Consider the following 20,604-nt stretch of genomic DNA (forward strand, 5'->3'; position numbering starts at 1 on the left):
AAATGATCCCGTTGTCGTTCGCGCAGCGCCGGTTGTGGTTCATCCATCGGCTCGAAGGACCCTCCGCCACCTACAACATGCCGGTGGCGGTCCGGGTCACCGGCGAATTCGACGCCGCGGCCTTCACGGCCGCCGTCGCGGATGTGCTGGCCCGGCACGAGAGCCTGCGCACGATCTTCGTCGACCACGAGGGCGTGCCCGCCCAGCGGGTGCTGGCGGCCGACGCCGTCGCGGCGCCGGTGGTTGTCGCCGAGGTGGCTCCGGCGGAACTGGACGCGGCGGTCACCGCCGCGACCCGCTACGCCTTCGATCTCGCCGCCGAGATTCCGTTGCGCGCCAACGTCTTCCGGTATGGCGCGGCGGAGTGCGTGGTGGTGCTGCTGGTGCACCACATCGCCGGTGACGGGTGGTCGATGGGGCCGCTGCTGCGGGATCTGTCGCAGGCCTACGCGGCGCGCCGGCAGGGGCGCTCGCCGCACTGGGAGCCGCTGCCGGTGCAGTACGTGGATTACACGCTGTGGCAGCAGGAACTGCTGGGTTCGCCCACCGATCCGGAGAGCGTGCTGTCCCGGCAGTTCGAGTACTGGCGGCGCGAACTCGAGGGCGTCCCGGAGCAATTGCGCTTGCCGGTGGACCGGCCGCGGCCGCGGGCGGCGAGCAATGCGGGCGATCTCGTCGTCGTCGGCATCGACGGCGCGCTGCGGGCCCGGGTGGAGCGGCTGGCGAGCCGGGCGGGCGCCACCGCCTCGATGGCGTTGCAGTCGGCGCTGGCCGTGCTGCTGTTCAAACTCGGTGCGGAGGAGGATATTCCGATCGGCTCGCCGATCGCGGGCCGGACCGACGACGCGTTGCAGGATCTGGTGGGCTTCTTCATCAACACCTGGGTGCTGCGCGCGCGGGTGGCGCCCGGGGCGTCGTTCGCCGAGCTCCTGGCGCAGGTCCGGCGGAAAGCGCTGGCCGCCTACGAGAATCAGGACCTGCCGTTCGAACTGCTGGTGGAGCTGCTCAACCCGGTGCGCTCGGCCGCGCGGCATCCGCTGTTCCAGGTGTTGCTGAGCATGCAGAACAACGCCGCGCCCACCCTCGAGCTGGCCGGAGCCGGATTCGAGCCCTACGCGCTGGACGCCACGATATCCCGCTTCGACCTGACCTTCACCGTCGCCGAGGCCGGATCGGGGTGGGACCTGCACCTGGAGTACGCGACGGACCTGTTCGACCGGGCTACCGCCGAGGCGATGGCGGCGCGGTTCGTCCGGATCCTGGGGGCGCTGAGCGCCGATCCCGAGGTCCCGATCGGGGCGATCGAGACGCTCGACGCCGCGGAGCGCGTGCGAGTGCTCGACTCGTGGAACGCTACCGGTGCCGAGGTCTCCCCGGGCACGCTGGTCGATCGGTTCCAGGAGTGGGCGGAGCGAACACCGGCGGCCGTCGCGCTCGTCGCCGGTGACATCGAACTCACCTACGGTGAATTGCACAGCCGGGCCGAGTGTTTGGCGCGCGAACTGGTGCGGCTCGGCGTCGGCCCCGACCGCGTCGTCGCGGTCGCGCTGCCCCGCTCCGCGGAGTTGGTCGTGGCCCTGCTGGCGGTGCTGCGCGCCGGCGGCGGGTATCTGCCCATCGATCCGGCCTATCCCGCACAGCGGCTGGCCTACGTTCTGGCCGACGCCGCGCCGGTCGCGATGGTCACCCATTCCGAGCTCGCGAAGCTGTTGCCGGACAACACGATTCCAGCGCTGTATGTCGATCGGCCGGAGACCGCGGCGCCGGACGGCCCGCTCGTGCCCGCGGCGGCGCCGAACCTGGCCTACGTGATCTACACCTCGGGTTCCACCGGCGTGCCCAAAGGCGTTGCCGTCACGCACCGCAACGTCGTGAACCTGACCGCCCAGGCCTGGGCGGTGCCGCCGGGGGAGCGGGTGCTGGTGCACTCCTCGATCGCCTTCGACGCCTCGACCTATGAGATCTGGCCCGCCCTGTGCGGCGGCGCGACGCTGGTGCTCGCCGCCGAGCAGCGTTCGGACCCGGCCGAGATCATCCGGCTGATCCGGACGCGCTCGGTGACCCGGCTGTTCGCGACCCCGCCCCTGCTGGCGGCGCTGGTCGAGCACGTCGCGTCGCTGCCGGGCGCGCCGCTGTCGAGCCTGCGCCAGATCGACACCGGCGCCGACCTGCTCACGGCAGAGCTGGTGGGCGCGATCCGTGCCGTGTTCGGCGAGATCCGGATCGACAACCTCTACGGCCCGACCGAAGCGACGGTGAACGTCACGCGCTGCCGGGTGCCGGTCGGAGTCGCGACGGTGCCGATCGGTGCGCCCGTGGCCAATACCCGGGCCTACGTGCTGGATTCGTGGCTGCGTCCGGTGCCGCCCGGAGTGGCGGGCGAACTGTATGTGGCCGGTGCGCAATTGGCGCGCGGCTATCACGGCAAGGCGGGGCTCACCGCCGCGCGATTCGTGGCCGATCCGTTCGATCCGGCGGGCGGGCGGTTGTACCGGACCGGTGACGTGGTGCGCTGGACCGCCGATGGACAGCTGGAGTTCGCGGGCCGGGTCGACGATCAGGTGAAGATCCGCGGCTTCCGGGTGGAGCCCGGTGAGGTCGAATCCGCGCTGGCGCAGCACCCTTCGGTGTCGCGGGCGGTCGTCGTGGCGCGCGATGCCGACGCGGGCGGCAAGGTACTGGTCGGGTATGTGGTGGCCAGGGCGGGGGCGGAACTCGACGGTGCCGAGGTGCGCCGGTTCGCGGTCGACCGGCTCCCGGATTTCCTGGTGCCCAGCGCCGTTGTCGTGCTCGAGGCGGTGCCGCTGACCGCGAGCGGGAAAGTGGACCGGGCCGCGCTGCCGGTGCCCGAACTCCGGGCGACCCAGCCGTATCGCGCGCCGGAGACCAGCGCGGAGCGCCGGCTGGCGGAGCTGTTCGCCGACCTGCTGGGGCGCACGCGCGTCGGCGTCGACGACAACTTCTTCGCCCTCGGCGGTCACTCCCTGCTGGCGACCCGGCTGGCGGGCCGGATCCGCGCGGTGCTGGGCGTCGAGGTCGCGATCCGGACCATCTTCGACGCCCCGACGGTGGCACAGCTGGCGACCCGGCTCGCCGGTGCCGGCCGGGTACACCCGGCGGTGACGAAATATGCTCGGCCCGAGTTGATTCCGCTGTCGTTCGCGCAGCGGCGACTGTGGTTCATCCATCAGCTGGAAGGCCCCTCGGCCACCTTCAACATTCCGCTGGCGGTGCGCTCGCGCGGGCTGGACGTGGCCGCACTGCGCGCGGCGCTCGGCGATGTTCTCGCGCGTCACGAGAGTCTGCGGACGATTTTCCGCGAGGTGGACGGTGTGCCCGCGCAGCGGGTGCTCCATCAGGTCGAGGTGCCCTGCACGGAAACCGAGGTGGACCCCGCGCAGGTGGAGTCGGCGGTGACCGCCGCGGTGCGGTACGCCTTCGACCTGACCACGGAGATTCCGGTGCGCGCCAGTGTCTTCCGGTACGGCGGCGACGAGTGCGTGCTGGTGCTGCTGCTGCACCACATCGCCGGGGACGGGTGGTCGATGGGGCCGTTGCTGCGGGATCTGTCCGCGGCCTACGCGGCGCGGCGGGCGGGCCGGACACCCGAGTGGCCGCCGCTGCCGGTGCAGTACGTCGACTACACGCTGTGGCAGCGGGAACTGCTGGGCGCGCGAGACGATCCCGGCAGCCGCGCCGCGCGCGAGTTCGAGTATTGGCGCGCCGAACTCGACGGTGTGCCGGAACAACTGCGCCTGCCCGCCGATCGGCCGCGGCCGCGGACCGCGAGCTATCGGGGTGAAGTGGTGCCGTTCACGCTCGATTCCGAGATCCGCGCGGCCGTGGAAGCGCTGGCGGCGCGCGAGGGCGCGACGGTGTCGATGGTGCTGCAGTCCGCGCTGGCGGTGCTGCTGTTCAAAGTCGGTGCCGGAGAGGATATTCCGCTCGGCACACCGATCGCCGGCCGCACCGACGACGCGCTCACGGATCTGGTCGGGTTCTTCGTCAACACCTGGGTGCTGCGCGCCGGGGTGCGGGCGAGCATGTCGTTCGCCGAGGTGCTCGGATCGGTCCGGGACAAGGCGCTGTCCGCGTACGAGAATCAGGATCTGCCGTTCGAGCTGCTCGTCGAGCTGCTGAACCCGCCCCGCTCGGCGGCCCGGCATCCGCTGTTCCAGGTGTCGATGGCGTTCCAGAACAACGCGCTGCCCAGCCTGGCGCTGCCGGGCGCGACCTTCGAGCCCTACGGCGCGTCGGTCGCCGCGGCCCGGTTCGATCTGTTCTTCACCATCGCCGACGGTCCCCGCTGGAGCGGTCTGGTCGAATACGCGACCGACCTGTTCGACCGGGGCACCGTCGAGGCGCTGGTGGCCCGCCTGCTGCGGGTGCTGCGCGCGGCCGGGGCGGCGCCGGACGCCCCGGTCGGATCGATCGACGTGCTCGACGCGGGTGAACGCGCGCTGCTGCTGCGGCAGTGGAACGAGACGGGCGCGGCGGTGTCCGGCGCCACGGTGGTCGAGATGTTCCGGGCTCGGGCCGCGCGCACACCGGAGGCGATCGCGGTGGTCTCGGGTGACCGGGAACTGACCTATCGCGAGCTCGACACCCGATCGACACGGTGCGCCCGCATCCTGGCGGCGCACGGCGCCGGGCCGGATCGCCTTGTCGCCGTGGCGCTCCCGCGTTCGGCCGACCTGATCGTGGCGCTGCTGGCGGTGCTGAAGTCCGGCAGCGGGTATCTCGCGCTCGACATCGGCTATCCCAGCGAGCGTTTGGCCTTCATCCTGGGCGACGCCGAGCCGATCGCCGTGCTCACCGACGCGGCCACGGCCGCCCAGCTGCCGCCGACGACCGCGCCGCACCTGTCGCTGGACCTGCCCGCGCCCGACGCCGAACTCGCCCTTACCGATCCGCGCGGCCTGGCCCACGTGATCTACACCTCCGGGTCCACCGGCGTGCCCAAAGGCGTGGGCGTCACCCACGGCAACGTGGCGAATCTCGTGGCGCAGGCCTGGTCGGGTGCGGCCGGAGACCGGGTGCTGGTGCACTCGTCGGTCGCGTTCGACGCCTCCACCTTCGAGATCTGGCCCGCCCTGTGCGCCGGTGCGGCACTGGTGCTCGCCGCCGAACAGCGCTCGGACCCCATCGAACTCACCCGGCTGATCGAAAACCACGGGGTGACAGCCATGTTCGCGACACCGCCGCTGCTGGCCGCGGTGCTCGAGCACGCCGAAACCCAGCCGGGCGAACCGCTGTGCAGCCTGCGCCGCGTCGTCGCGGGCGGGGCCCAGTTGCCCGCGCCGGTCGTGCGCCGGCTGCGGTCGCGCTACTCCGGGATCGAGGTGCGCAACGGCTACGGCCCCACCGAGACCACCGCGTGTGTCACCGAATACAGCGCGGGACCCGAGCTCGGCGCGACCGTCCCGATCGGCAGGCCGGTCGCCGCGACCCGGGTGTTCGTCCTGGATTCGTGGCTCGCACCGGTACCGGTCGGCGTGCCGGGCGAACTGTATGTCGCCGGTGCGCAGGTGGCGCGCGGCTATCACGGCCGCGGCGGCCTGACCGCCGCCCGATTCGTCGCCGACCCCTTCGACCCGCACGGCGGCCGGATGTATCGCACGGGCGACCTGGTGCGGTGGACCGCGGACGGGCAGCTGGAATACGAGGGCCGGGCCGACGATCAGGTCAAGGTGCGCGGCTACCGGATCGAACCCGGCGAGATCGAAAACCTGCTGGCACGGCACGCGGGGGTGGCCCAGGCCGCGGTCGTGGCAGACGGTGACCGGCTGATCGGCTATGTGGTCGCCACCGACAGCGACCTCGATCCCGCCGAACTCCGCGGCTTCGCCGTCGAGCACCTGCCGGACCACCTCGTCCCGGCTGCCGTGCTGATCCTCGACGCGCTGCCGCTCACCCCGAACGGGAAACTCGACCGCGCCGCCCTGCCCGCCCCGGATTTCACCGCCACCACCCGCTACCGGCCGCCGCGCACCGACCGCGAGCACCTGCTCGCCGCCGTGTTCGCCGAGGTCCTGGGGTTGGAGCGAGTCGGCGTCGACGACAGCTTCTTCGAACTGGGCGGGGACAGCATCCGCTCGATCCAGGTCGTCTCCCGGGCCCGCGCGCTGGGGGTCCGGCTCAGCCCGCGCGAAGTCTTCGAACATCGCACGGTGGCGGCTCTCGCCGCCCACGCCGAACCTGAAAACTCGGTCACCGCAACGGAGTTGCCCGGCGGCGGCATCGGCTGGCTGCCGCTGCTCCCGGTCGCTCACTTCCTCCGGGACCTGGGCCCCGGCTTCGACCACTTCAGCCAGTCGATGGTGCTGGAACTGCCCGTGGGCATCGACCACGGGGGCCTGGTGGCGACGCTGTCCGCCGTGGTGGATCACCACGACGTGCTGCGGTCGCGCCTGGTCGACGCCGAGGCGGGCCCGGCGGCCCGCGGCGGTCTCGAGATAGCTCCGGCGGGAACGGTCGACGTCGCGGCGGTGCTGCACCGGGTCGCCGGCCCGGCGGACCTCACCGCGGAACTGGCGGCGGCGGTGCGGCGTTTGGCTCCGGCGGCGGGCGTGCCGGTGCTGTTCGTGTGGTTCGACGAGGGGCCGGAGCGGGCGGGCCGGTTGGCGATCGTGGCGCACCACCTGGTGATCGACGGGGTCTCGTGGCGGATCCTGCTGCCGGACCTGGTGTCGGCGTGGCGGGCCGTGTCCGCCGGTTCGGCCCCGATCCTGCCCGAGACGGGGACATCGCTGCGCCGGTGGGCGCACGGGCTGGCCGAGCGGTCGTCCGCGCCGGAGGTCGTGGCGGAATTGGATTGGTGGCGGCGAGTTCTCGACGCCCCGGATCCGCCGCTGGGCGCGCGGCCGCTGGACCCCGCCGTCGATCTGATGGGGACGGTGCGGCGCAGCACCGTCGAACTTCCGGTCGCGGCCACCGAGGCGCTGCTGACCCGGCTGCCCGCCCGGTACCGCGCGGGCGTGGCGGACGGCCTGCTGGCGGCCTCGGCCGCGGCGGTGCGGCGCTGGCGTGGCGACGCGGAGTCCGGCGTTCTGCTGCGCCTGGAGGGACACGGGCGGGAGGAGTCGGCGGTCGCGGGCGCGGACCTGTCGCGCACCGTCGGCTGGTTCACGAATGTGTATCCGGTGCGGTTGGACGCGCCGGGGGAGTGGGACCAGCTGTGTGCCGGTGGGCCGACGGCGGGCGGCGCCCTGAAGGCGGTGAAGGAGCAGCTGCGCGCCGTCCCCGGGCAGGGCCTGGGCTTCGGGCTGCTGCGATACCTGAATCCGGCGACAGCCGCTGTGCTGGAGCGCTTTTCGACCGGCCAGATCGGATTCAACTATCTCGGCCGTTTCACCGCGGCGGACCTGGTTCCCGCGCGCATGCGCGGGTCCGGGTGGACGCCGATCCACGAAGCGGGCGCGCCGGAACCCGACCCCGCGATGCCGGTCGTGTCCGCGCTCGACATCACCGCGATCGTCGTCGACACCGCCGCCGGTCCGGTCCTCCAGGTGTCCTTCGCGGCGCCGACCGGCGTCCTGGCGCCGGCCGAGACGGCGGCGCTCGCGCAGCTGTGGCGCAGCGCGGCCCTGGGTCTGGCGGCACACGCCGACACCGCCGGCGCGGGTGGCCTGACACCCTCGGACGTGCCGCTGGTGCGCCTGGATCAGCGCGGCCTCGAGCTGCTGGCGGGGCGATACCCGGGGCTCTCGGACATCTGGCCGCTCACCCCGATGCAGTCGGGTCTGGTGTTCCATCAAGCCATTTCGGACGCGGGCGCCTACCACATGCAGGTCGTCTTCGGACTGACCGGACAGGTCGACGCGCCGCGGCTCCGAGCGGCCGCGCGGGCTCTGCTGGACCGGTACCCGAATCTGCGGGCGGGATTCACCGCGAGCCCGTCCGGCGACCTGGTCCAGGTGGTTGTGGACGATCTCGACCTGCCCTGGCGGACAATCGATCTGCGCGACGACGAGGACCGGGAGGCGACCCTGGAGCGCCTGCTTGCCGAGGACCGGACCGCGCACTTCGACCTCGCGTCGCCACCGCTGCTGCGGATGACGCTGGTCCTGACCACCGAGCAGCGCGCGGAACTCGTCCTCACCGCCCACCACGTCCTGCTGGACGGCTGGTCGCTGCCGCTGATCCTGCGAGACCTGCTCGCGCACTACGGCTCCGGTGTTCTCGCGCCCGCACCGGAGTACAAGACCTTCCTGCGCTGGCTCTCGGCGCGCGAACCGCGCGAGGCCCTCGCCGCCTGGCGGCACGAACTCGACGGCGTGCGCGAACCCACGCTGCTCGGGGGCGAGAGCACGGGCTCGGCCTCGGTCGAACGCCTGGACGTGCTTCTGGATTCGGAGGTCGCGGCCCAGCTCACCCACCGCGCCGCGACGCTCGGCGTCACGGTGAACACCGTCGTGCAGGCCGCGTGGGGCATCCTGCTCGCCGCGACGACCGGCCGCGGCGACGTGCTCGCCGGCGCCACGGTCTCCGGCCGCCCGCCCGCCGTAGCCGAGGTCGACTCGATGGTCGGGTTGTTCATCAACACGGTGCCGATCCGCGTGCGCTGCGCGCCCCGGGACACGCTGACCGAGGTGCTGACCAAGCTGCAAACCCGGCAAACCGCCCTGCTCGACCACCACCATGTCGGGTTGAGCGAGATCCAGCGCGCTATCGGACTGAACACGCTGTTCGACACCCTGATCGGGTTCGAGTCCTACCCGGTCGATCAAGCCGCGATCGGCGCGGCGGCGGGCGCGAGCGGCCTCGCGATCGCCGACCTGCGCTCCGACGCGCCCACGCACTACCCGCTCACCCTGTTCGCCGCGGCGAACCCCGGCCTGCGGCTGCGGCTCGAATTCCGCCCGGACGTCCTCGACCGGCCGACGGTCGCGGCGATGGCCGCCAGGTTGGCGCGGATCCTGTGCCAGGTGGTGACCGATCCGGACGTCGCGGTCGCCTCGATCGATCTGCTGGGAGCCGGGGAACGCGAACTCGTGCTTCGGCGATGGAACGACACCGCGATCGATCTGCGGGACGACACGCTGCACGAATTGTTCCGAGCCCAGGTCATGCGGACCCCGGACGCGCTCGCGGTGATCAGCGTGGACGCCGAACTCACTTATCGCGAACTCGATACCCGGGCAACATGTTTCGCGCGTACGCTGAGCTCCTACGGCGTCGGGCGCGACAGTATCGTCGCGGTCGCCCTGCCCCGCTCGGCGGACCTGCTGGTGGCCCTGCTCGCCGTGCTGAAAGCGGGCGGCGCGTATCTGCCGATCGATCCCGCCTATCCCGCCGACCGTCTCGCCTTCGTCCTGCGCGACGCCGCGCCGACCGTCGTGGTGACCGATCCCGGCACGGCGGCCGAGCTCCCGGAGGTGGCCCGCACGCTCTATCTCGACTCGCCCGCGGCCGCCGCCGGATCCGAGATCGGTGCCGCGCCGACGGGGCACAATCTGGCCTACGTGATCTACACCTCCGGCTCCACCGGCGTGCCCAAAGGCGTTGGTATCACCCATCGCAACGTCGGCAACCTCGTCGCGCAGGCCTGGTCCGCGGCCCCGGGCGAGCGGGTCCTGATGCACTCCTCGATCGCCTTCGACGCCTCGACCTACGAGATCTGGCCCGCCCTGTGCGGCGGCGCGACGCTGGTGGTCGCCGCGTCGCGCCGCTCCGATCCCGACGAGATCGCCGAGCTGGCCGACACCCACTCGGTCACCAAGATGTTCGCGACCCCGCCGCTGCTGTCGGCGCTGGTCGAGCACGCGCGATCGCTGCCGGGGCGCCGGTTCCGGAGCGTGCGGCAAGTGAACACCGGCGCGGATTCGCTCGGTCGCGGCCTGGTCGAGGCGCTGCGCGCGGCGTGGGGCCCGCTGCGGATCGACAACCTGTACGGGCCGACGGAGGCCACGGTCGATGTCACCGCGTGCGTCGTGCCCGCGGAGGTCGGCGCGGTGGTGCCGATCGGTGCGCCGGTCGCCAACACCCGGGCCTACGTGCTGGACGCATGGCTGTCTCCGGTCGCCGTCGGCGTCGCGGGCGAACTCTATGTGGCCGGCGCCCAGCTGGCGCGCGGCTACCACCACCGCCCCGGCGCGACGGCCGCTCGGTTCGTGGCCGACCCGTTCGATTCCGCCGGCGGCCGCTTGTACCGCACCGGCGACGTCGTCCGCTGGAACGCGCACGGGCAGCTGGAGTTCGCGGGCCGGGCCGACGACCAGGTGAAGATCCGGGGTTTCCGGGTGGAGCCGGGCGAGGTCGAAACCGTACTGGCACAGCATCCCTCGGTGACCCGCGCCGCGGTGCTGGCGCGCGAGACGGGTGGTGCCAAACAGCTGATCGGCTACGCGGTCCTCGACGCGACCGGCTCGCCGGACGGCGCGGCGTTGCGCGCGTTCGTCGCGGAGCGGCTGCCGGAGTTCATGGTCCCGGCGGTGATCCTGATCGTGGACGCGATGCCGTTGACGCCCAGCGGAAAACTCGATCGCGCCGCCCTGCCGGACCCGGAGCTGCGGGCCTCCGCGGGCTATCGCGCGCCGCGCACCGAGCGGGAACAGGCGCTCGCCGACGTCTTCGCCGAGGTCCTGAGCCGTGACCGGGGCGGCGTCGACGACGACTTCTTCGAGCTGGGCGGCGACAGCATCCGCTCCATCCAGGTGGTCTCGCGGGCCCGGGCCCTGGGCATCGACCTGAATCCCCGCGAGGTCTTCGAGCATCGCACCGCGGCCGCCCTGGCCGTCGTCTCGCTGGACCGTGCCACGGCGGCAGCGCCGCTGGCCGAGCTGCCGGGCGGCGGAGCCGGCCGGTTGCCGCTGCTGCCGGTGGCCCGATTCGTGCGCGCCACGGCCGGTGCGGAATTCGACGGCTTCAGCCAATCGCTGCTGCTGGACCTGCCGGTGGGCATCGACCGCGCGGGATTGACGGCGACGCTGACCGCGGTGCTGGATCGGCACGACGCGTTGCGGTCCCGGCTGATCGGTCCGGAACCGGGTGCGCGCGCGGCCGACGCCGCCGAGGACGAGGCCGCCTTCGAACTCGAGGTCGCTCCGGTCGGCGCGGTCGAGGTCGAAGGTCTGCTGCATCGGGTCGAGATCGACGCGGGCCGGGGCAATTCCGAGGGCGCGCACGTCGTCGCGGAGTTGACGGCGGCGGTGCGCCGCCTGGCCCCGGCGGCCGGGGTGATGGTGCAATTCGTCTGGTTCGACGAAGGGGCGCGGCGGGCAGGGCGGTTGGCCATCGTGGCGCACCATCTGGTGGTCGACGGCGTGTCATGGCGAATCCTGTTGCCGGACTTGGCGTCGGCGTGGCAATCGATCGCCGCCGGAACGACACCGGCGTTGCCCGAGACCGGGACGTCGTTGCGCCGCTGGGCACACGGCCTGGTCGAGGAAGCGCGACGGGCCGAGCGTGTGGCCGAATCATCCTGGTGGCGTGCGCTTCTGGACGGCCCGGACCCGCTGCTGGGCCGCAGGCCGCTGGATCCGCGCCTCGATACCCGGGCGACCGCACGCGACGTTCCGGTGCAACTGCCGCCGGCCGAGACCGAGACGGTGCTGACGACGCTGCCCGCACTGTTCCGCGGCGGCGTCGAAGACGGTCTGCTCGCGGCGCTGGCGGCGGCGGTCACTCGGTGGCGCGCGGATCGCGGCGTCGCCGCGGACTCGGTGCTGATCCGGCTGGAGGGGCACGGCCGGGAGGAGAGCGCCGTCCCCGGCGCCGATCTGTCGCGCACCGTCGGCTGGTTCACCAGCGTGTTCCCGGTGCGCCTGCGCGCGGACGCGGACTGGGATCAGCTGCGTCGCGGCGGCCCGGCCGCCGGCGCGCTGTTCAAGGCCGTGAAGGAGCAACTGCGCGCGATCCCGGACAAGGGAATCGGATTCGGGCTGCTGCGCTACCTGAATCCGGAGACGGCCGCGGAGCTGCGGCCGTATTCGACCGGCCAGATCGGGTTCAACTATCTGGGCCGCTTCACCTCCACCGATCTCGTGCCGCAGCGTTTGCAGGGCGCGGGCTGGACTCCGTCCGTCGACGCCGAACAGGTGATCACCCCGGCGGATCCCGCGAGCTCCGCCATGCCCGTGCTGTCGGTGCTGGATGTGAACGCGATCGTCGTCGACACCGGCGCGGGCCCGGTGCTGCAGGTGGTGTTCGCCGCGCCCGACCAGGTGCTGGCGGAGCGTGAGCTCGAGGAGCTGGCCGCGCTGTGGCGCGACGCGCTGCTGGGCCTGGCCCGCCACGCCGTGACCCCCGGCGCGGGCGGACTGACACCCTCGGATCTGCCGCTGGTGCGGCTGGATCAGCGCGAGGTCGAGGCACTGGAGCGACGCTATCCCGGTCTGGCCGCGGTCTGGCCGCTGACCCCGATGCAGTCGGGGCTGCTGTTCCATCAGGAGCTGGCGGGCGCCGGATTCGATGCCTACCACATGCAGGTCGTCTTCGGCCTGACCGGCGCGGTGGACGCGGCCCGGCTGCGCGCGGCCGGGCAGGCGCTGCTGAACCGGCACCCGAACCTGCGTGTCGCGTTCGCGGCCGACCGTTCGGGCACCGCGATCCAGGTCGTCGTGGACGGCGTCGAATTGCCCTGGCGCATCGTCGATCTGCGTGACCTGGACGCCGACGACCGGTCCACGGCCCTGGAACGACTGCTCGTGGCGGACCTCGACACGCATTTCGACACCGCCGTGCCGCCGCTGCTGCGGTTGACGCTGGTGCTGATGACCGCGGACCGGGCGGAACTCGTGCTCACCGCGCACCACGTGCTGCTCGACGGCTGGTCGATGCCGCTGCTCGTCCAGGATCTCCTGCGGCTCTACACCGCCGACGCCCTGCCACCGCCCCCGGACTACACCGACTTCCTGAAGTGGTGGGCCCACCAGGACCCCACCGCCGGAATCCAGGCTTGGACAGCGGAACTGGCGGGCGTGCGCGAACCGACCCTGCTGGCCGGCGGCCATGCCTCGGCTCCGGCCGGCGTGGACCGGGTGCTGGTGCCGCTGAACGGCACTGCGGCGGCACTGAGCAGGCAGGCGGCGGCGCTCGGCGTCACCGTGAACACCGTCGTGCAGGGCGGCTGGGGCATGCTGCTCGCGGCGGCCACCGGCCGCCGCGACGTGATCGCGGGCGCGACGGTCTCCGGTCGACCGCCCGCGATCGCCGAGGTCGGCGCGATGGTCGGATTGTTCATCAACACGGTGCCGGTGCGGGTGCGTTTCGGGCCGCGAGATTCCGTGGCGGACTTGCTGACCGGGTTGCAGGCCCGCCAGGTCGCGTTGCTCGACTACCACCACGTCGGCCTGAGCGAGATCCACCGGGCGCTGGGGCTGAGCGCGCTCTTCGACACCCTGATCGCGTTCGAGTCCTACCCGATCGACGAGGCCGGTCTCGGCGCGGCGACCGGTTCCAGCGGCCTCACTCTCACCGACCCGCGACCGAACACCCCGTCGCACTATCCGCTGACCCTGATCGCGAACGCCACCCCGGAACTGACGCTGCACCTGGAGTACCGCACCGATGTCTTCGACCGGAAGACGGTCGAGGCGATGGCCGAGCGGCTGGCCCGGATCCTGCGTCAGGTGGCGGCGGATCCGAGCGTCCCGGTGCGCGGCATCGACGTGCTCGGCGGTGACGAACGCGACCTGGTGCTGCGCCGGTGGAACGAGACGACTGCGGAGCTCCCGGACGCCACCGTCGTCGACCTGTTCCGCGAGCAGGTCGCCGCGACCCCGGCGGCGCGGGCTGTCGTCTGCGGGGACCAGGATCTGACCTACGGGGAACTCGCCGCGCGGGCCGACCGGCTGGCCCGCGCGCTGAGCGCTCGCGGCGTCGGCCCCGAAACGGTGGTGGCGGTTGCGCTTCCGAAGTCACCGGATCTGATCGTGACGCTGCTGGCGGTGCTGACGGCGGGCGGCGGGTACCTGCCCATCGACCCCGCCTACCCCTCGGACCGCCTGGCGTTCATCCTCTCCGATGCCGAGCCCGCGGTAATCGTGACGCAGCGCGGCATCGCACTGCCCGGCGCCGAAGCCGCGCGCCTGTATCCGGACGAACTCGGCGACGCCCCCGAGCCCTCGCCCGCCGCGCCGCACCCGGACGGCCTGGCGTATCTGATCTACACCTCCGGCTCGACCGGTGTGCCCAAAGGCGTTGCGGTGACCCATCGCAACCTCACGAACCTGGCCGCCCAGACCTGGGCCACCGGTCCGGGGCAGCACGTCCTGGTGCACTCCTCGGTCGCGTTCGACGCCTCCACCTACGAGATCTGGCCCGCGCTGATCAGCGGCGGCGCGGTGGTGATCGCGACCGCGGAGCGCTCGGATCCGGCCGAGCTCGCCGCGCTGATCGAGCGGCGCTCGGTCACCACCATGTTCGCGACACCGGCGCTGCTGGCGGCGGTTCTCGACTACGCGGACACCGTGCCGGGCACCGTGTTCGGCGGCGTGGAGCAGGTCGTCGCGGGTGGTGCGGAGCTGGGCGCGGGCTTGGTCGCGCGGTTGCGGGACCGGATGCCCGGCGTGCGCGTCACCAATGGCTACGGGCCCACCGAGACGACCGTGTTCGCGACGGTCTTCGCGGCGGACGCGGTCTCGGACGCCCCGGTGCCGATCGGTTCGGCGCTGGCCAATGTGCGGGTGTTCGTGCTGGATTCGTGGCTCGCGCCGGTTCCGGTGGGCGTGGCCGGTGAGTTGTATATCGCCGGCGCGCAACTCGCGCGCGGCTACCACGGGCAGGCCGGGCTCACCGCGTCGCGATTCGTGGCCGATCCCTTCGATCCCGCCGGCGGCCGGCTGTATCGCACGGGCGATGTCGTGCGCTGGAATGCGCTGGGGCAGCTGGAGTTCGCGGGCCGCGTCGACGACCAGGTGAAGATCCGTGGCTTCCGCGTCGAGCCGGGCGAGGTCGAAAGCGTGCTGGCACAGCATCCCTCGGTCACGCGGGCCGTGGTGGTGGCGCGCGACACCGGCGCCGGCGGCAAACAGCTGGTCGGCTACGTGGTCGCCGACCGGGCGGTGCGCGAGCTCGACGCCGGCCAGGTGCGGGCGTTCGCGGCCGAGCGCCTGCCGGACTTCATGGTCCCCGCGGCCGTGCTGGTGCTCGACTCCGTGCCGCTGACCGCCAACGGCAAACTGGATCGGGCCGCGCTGCCGGAGCCGGAAATGTCGTCCTCGGCCCGCTATCGGGCTCCGAGCGGGGCCCGGGAAAGCGCGCTGGCCGAGTTGTTCGGCGAGATCCTCGGGGTCGGGCAGGTCGGGGCGGACGACAGCTTCTTCGAACTCGGCGGGCACTCGCTGCTGGCCACCCGCCTGGTGAGCCGGATCCGGGTGGTCCTCGGCGTCGAGGTCCCGATCCGGACCGTGTTCGACGCGCCGACGGTCGCGCAGCTGGCGCGCCGGCTCGACCCCGGGCACGCGGTGCGCACGCTGCTGACGCCGCGCCCACGGCCCGCCGTCGTGCCGCTCTCGTTCGCGCAGCGGCGGCTGTGGTTCATCCATCGCCTGGAGGGCCCGTCCGCCACCTACAACATTCCGCTGGCCGTGCGCCTGCGCGGGGTGGACCTCGCGGTGCTGCGTGTCGCGATCGACGACGTGGTGGGACGGCACGAGAGTCTGCGGACCTGCTTCGTGGAAGCCGACGGGGTGCCCGCGCAGCGGGTGGCGGCCACGGTGACGGTGCCGTTCGAGGTGATCGAGGCCGACGACGCGGCCGGCGCCGACGCGGCGGTCACCGCCGCGGTGCGCTACGGGTTCGATCTGTCCGCCGAGATTCCGATCCGGGGCACGGTGGTGCGCGCCGACGCCGACAGCTGTGTGCTGGTGCTGCTGGTGCACCACATCGCCGGTGACGGCTGGTCCATGGGTCCGCTGCTGCGCGACCTCGCCGAGGCGTACACGGCCCGGCTGGCCGGGCACGCGCCGGACTGGCGGCCGCTGCCGGTCCAGTACGTGGATTACACGCTCTGGCAGCAGGAACTGCTCGGCGCGCCCGAGGATCCGGACAGTGTGCTGGCGCGGCAATTCGATTACTGGCAAGCCGAATTGGACGGTCTGCCCGAGCAGTTGCGCTTGCCCACCGATCGGCCGCGGCCGCGGGTGGCGAGTTATCGCGGTGACATGGTCTTGTTCGAGATCGATGCCGAGACGCGTGTTGCGGTCGAGCTGCTGGCGGCGGGCCAGGGTGCGACGGTGTCGATGGTGTTGCAATCTGCGTTGGCGGTGTTGTTGTTCAAACTGGGTGCGGGGGAGGATATTCCGATCGGTGCGCCGATCGCGGGCCGGACCGATGACGCGCTGACCGACCTGGTCGGGTTCTTCGTGAACACGTGGGTGCTGCGCGCAGCGGTCACGCCCGGCGCGTCGTTCACCACCGTCCTGGAACAGGTGCGGGCCAAGTCGCTGGCCGCCTACGAGAACCAGGACGCGCCGTTCGAACTGCTCGTGGAGCTGCTGAACCCGGTCCGCTCGGCCGCGCATCATCCGCTGTTCCAGGTCTCCCTGGCCTTCCAGAACAACGCCCTGCCCACCATGGAATTCGCGGGCGTGGCCCTCGAGCCCTACAACGCCTCGATCGCGGCCTCGCGATTCGATCTGTTCGTCAATATCGCCAACACGCCCGCCGGGCAGTCCTGGGCCGGCTTCGTCGAATACGCGACCGATCTCTTCGACCGGTCCACCGTCGAGGCGATCGCCGCGCGACTGGTACGGATCCTGCGGCAGGTGGTCACGCACCCGGGCGCGACCGTGGGATCGATCGACGTCCTCGGCGCCGAGGAACGAGACCTGGTGCTGCGCCGGTGGAACGACACCGGCCTCGCGCTCGACCCGGACCGCACGCTGACCGAGCTGGTCCAGTCGCAGACGACCCGGACACCGGACGCGATCGCCGTGCGATGCGGCGACGCGGAGCTCACCTACGCGGAACTCGCCGGCCGCGCCGAACGGCTGGCGCGGGAGCTGCTGTCGCGCGGAGCCGGGCCGGACCGCCTGGTCGCGGTCGCGTTGCCGCGATCCGCGGACCTGATCGTGGCGTTGCTGGGCGTGCTGCGGGCCGGGGCGGGATATCTGCCGATCGACCCCGGCTATCCCGCGGACCGGCTGTCGTTCATCCTCGGTGACGCCGAGCCGCTGGTGGTCGTCACCGATTGCGCCACCACCGAGGTGCTGCCCGCGGACGCGCCACGGCTGTTGCTGGAAACGGGCTCGGCGGCTTCGGATTTCGGCCCCGGCGATTTCGGGCGTCCGCGCCCGCAGGATGTGGCCTATGTGATCTATACCTCCGGCTCGACCGGTGTGCCCAAAGGCGTCGGCATCACGCAGGGCAACCTCGCCAATCTAGTGGCGCAGGCATGGACGGTGCAGCCGGGGGAGCGGGTGCTGGTGCACTCGTCGGTGGCTTTCGACGCCTCGACCTACGAGATCTGGCCCGCGCTGTGCGGGGGCGGCACCCTGGTGCTGGCCGCCGAGCAACGCTCGGATCCCGGGGAGATCGCCCGGCTGGTGCAGACGCACGCGGTGACCAAGCTGTTCGCCACCCCGCCGCTGCTGGCCGCGCTGGTGGAGCACTCGGAGACACTGCCGGGCAACGCTTTCCAGAGCGTGCGGCAGGTGAACACCGGCGCCGACTCGCTGAGCCGCGCACTGGTCGAGGCCATCCGGGCGGCGTGGGGCGCGATCCGGATCGACAATCTCTACGGTCCCACCGAGGCGACCGTCGATGTGACGGCTCATCGCGTGCGCGACGACGACGCGGGCACGGCGGTGCCGATCGGCGCTCCCGTCGCCAATACTCGGGTCTACGTGCTGGATTCGTGGCTGGAGCCCGTCCCCGTCGGCGTCGCCGGTGAACTGTACGTGGCCGGGGCGCAATTGGCGCGCGGGTACCACGGGCGGCCGGAGCTGACCGCCGCGCGGTTCGTGGCCGACCCCTTCGATCCGGCGGGCGGGCGACTGTATCGCACCGGTGACGTGGTGCGCTGGACCGGTGCGGGGCAGTTGGAGTTCGCGGGACGCGTCGACGACCAGGTGAAGATCCGCGGCTTCCGGGTGGAGCCGGGCGAAGTGGAAACCGTGCTCGTGCAGCATCCTTCGGTCTCGCGCGCGGTCGTGCAGGCGCGCGAGACCGCCGCGGGCGGCAAGGTGCTCGTCGGCTATGTGGTGGCCGATCGTTCCGGCCCGATCGTCGGCGAAGACGAGCTGGTGGGGCAGTGGCGGCGGGTCTACGACGACCTGTACTCCGCCGCGGACGAAGCGGCCGCGCCGGTGCCGGACGACGCCGAATTCGGTGCCGGTTTCGGCGGCTGGAACAGCAGCTACACCGGCCGCCCGATCCCGCTGGCCCAGATGCGGGAGTGGCGCGCCGCGACCGTGGACCGGATCCGGGAGCTCGCGCCGCGGCGGGTACTGGAGATCGGCGTCGGCTCGGGCCTGCTGCTGTCGCAGTTCGCGCCCGAGTGCGCGGAGTACTGGGGCACGGATCTGTCCGCCGCGACGATTGGCGCGTTGCGGCGGCAGCTGGCCGGGCTCGGCGCGGACTGGGTCGAGCGGGTCCGTTTGCGCGCGCAAGCCGCGGACGACATCGCGGAGCTGCCGGACGGCTATTTCGATACGGTCGTGCTGAATTCGGTGGTCCAGTACTTCCCGGGACCGAACTATCTGCGCGGGGTGCTCGAACAGGTCGAGGGGCTGCTGGCTCCGGGCGGTGCGGTGTTCGTCGGCGACGTTCGTAATTACGCGTTGCTGACCGAGTTCGCGACGGCGGTGCAGGTGCGCCGACACGGTGGTGCGGATCCGGTGGCGGTGCGGGATCGGGTGCGCCGTGATATCGCGGCCGAGCAGGAGTTGCTGCTGGCGCCGGAGTTCTTCACGGGGATCGGTGGTTTCGAGGCGGTCGAGGTCCGGCTCAAACGCGGCTACTCCGTCGACGAGTTGACGCGCTACCGATATGACGTGGTCCTGTCCAAGGCGCCGGACGCGCTGTCGGTCGCCGACGTTCCACGAGTCGACTTCGGCGGACTCGACGCGCTGCGGTCGGTACTGGAAGGCCCCCTTGCCGACGGCCTCCGGGTCACCGGCATCCCGCACGCCGGGCTGATGGGTGAGATCGACGCCGCCCGCGCGATCGAGGCGGGCCAACCCGTACCGGACGACGCTCGGACCGGCACGCTCGAAGTCGGTTTCGAGGGCATGCTCCCCGGCGACGCGGATCGTGCGGACGTGCTCCCCGAGGATCTGCACGTGCTCGGGGCGCGCCTCGGATACACCACCTCGGTCACCTGGTCGGCCCGGCCCGGCCGCATGGACGCGATCTTCCTGCCGCCCGGCACGGTCGCCGGTCGCGCGCTGACCGACGTGTACGCCCCGGTCGCGCACGGCCCCGTCGCGAACAACCCGCAGGCAGGTCTGCTGGCCGCCGACGTCCGCCGCTGGGCGGCCGACCGGCTGCCGGACTTCATGGTCCCCGCGACCGTCATGGTGCTCGAGGCGCTGCCGCTGACCGCCGGCGGCAAACTCGACCGCACGGCCCTGCCCGACCCGGAAATGCTGTCCGCACACGACTATCGCGCGCCGCGCTCGGAACGGGAACAGACCCTGGCCGATCTGTTCGCCGAGATCCTGGGCGTCGGCCGCGTCGGCATCGACGACGACTTCTTCGCCCTGGGCGGCCACTCCCTGCTGGCCACCCGGCTCACCAGCCGGATCCGCGCCACCCTCGGCGTGGAGGTCCCCGTGCGGCTCGTCTTCGACGCGCCCACCGTCGCGGAACTGGCGACCAGGCTCGACGAGAGCACGGCGAGCATGGATTTCGAGCAGATCCTGGTTCTGAAGAGCTCCGGGGCGCGGCAACCGCTGTGGTGCCTGCACCCCGGCGGCGGGCTCGGCTGGTTCTTTCAACGGCTCGGCCGGGAACTGCCGGACCGGCCGATCATCGCGATCCAATCGCGCGGTCTCGACGACGGACCGCTCGCGCAGTCCTTCGGCGAGATGATCCACGACTATGTCGACCGTATCCTCGAATTCCAGCCCGAGGGACCGTATTTCCTGCTCGGCTGGTCCTACGGCGGAATCGTGGCGCATTCGGTCGCCGCCGAACTCGGGCGGCGCGGCAAGGCCCTCGGACTGCTCGGCATCATGGACAGCACGCCGCCGATCACCACGGACCCCCAACCCGACGTCTCGGAGGACGACGCCTTGGCGGGCATCCAGGCGTGGGTGACCGACCGGTTCGGTGACCAACTCGATTCCCCGGCCGTGCGGGGCCTGGCCGAGCGCGCGACGCGGGTCCTGATCAACAACAGCAGGCTGCTCGCCGATTTCACCACCCCGCACTTCGACGGCGAGGCGGTGATCTTCGCCGCCACCGTCGACGCGGAAGGCAACCGGCAGCCCGACCCGAGGGGAGCGCTCGAACAGGCGTGGCGGCCCTATATCGCGGGGCGGATGCGGTCGTTCGAGGTGGACTGTGCGCACGGTGATTTCGATCAACCCGAGGTGATGGGGGAGATAGGGCGGATCTTGAACGGGATCCTCTGAGGTTCGGATCAGCGGTGATCGGTCGTGGCACCGGTCACCGCTGCTCTTAGAAGCCTGTTTGACATCCCAGTGTGTCGATATG

General features: G+C 72.0%; 1 protein-coding gene. It reads left to right on the forward strand.

The window, feature by feature from the left end; translation table 11 throughout:
- The first annotated feature begins 2 nt into the window (after positions 1–2).
- Positions 3–20,522 (forward strand): non-ribosomal peptide synthase/polyketide synthase, encoded by a 20,520-nt coding sequence (locus AB0I43_RS02635; RefSeq protein ID WP_357431096.1) that lies wholly within the window; start codon positions 3–5, stop codon positions 20,520–20,522.
- Positions 20,523–20,604 lie beyond the last annotated feature (82 nt).

It is taken from the genome of Nocardia sp. NPDC050435 (genome assembly GCF_040655395.1).
Lineage (GTDB): Bacteria > Actinomycetota > Actinomycetes > Mycobacteriales > Mycobacteriaceae > Nocardia.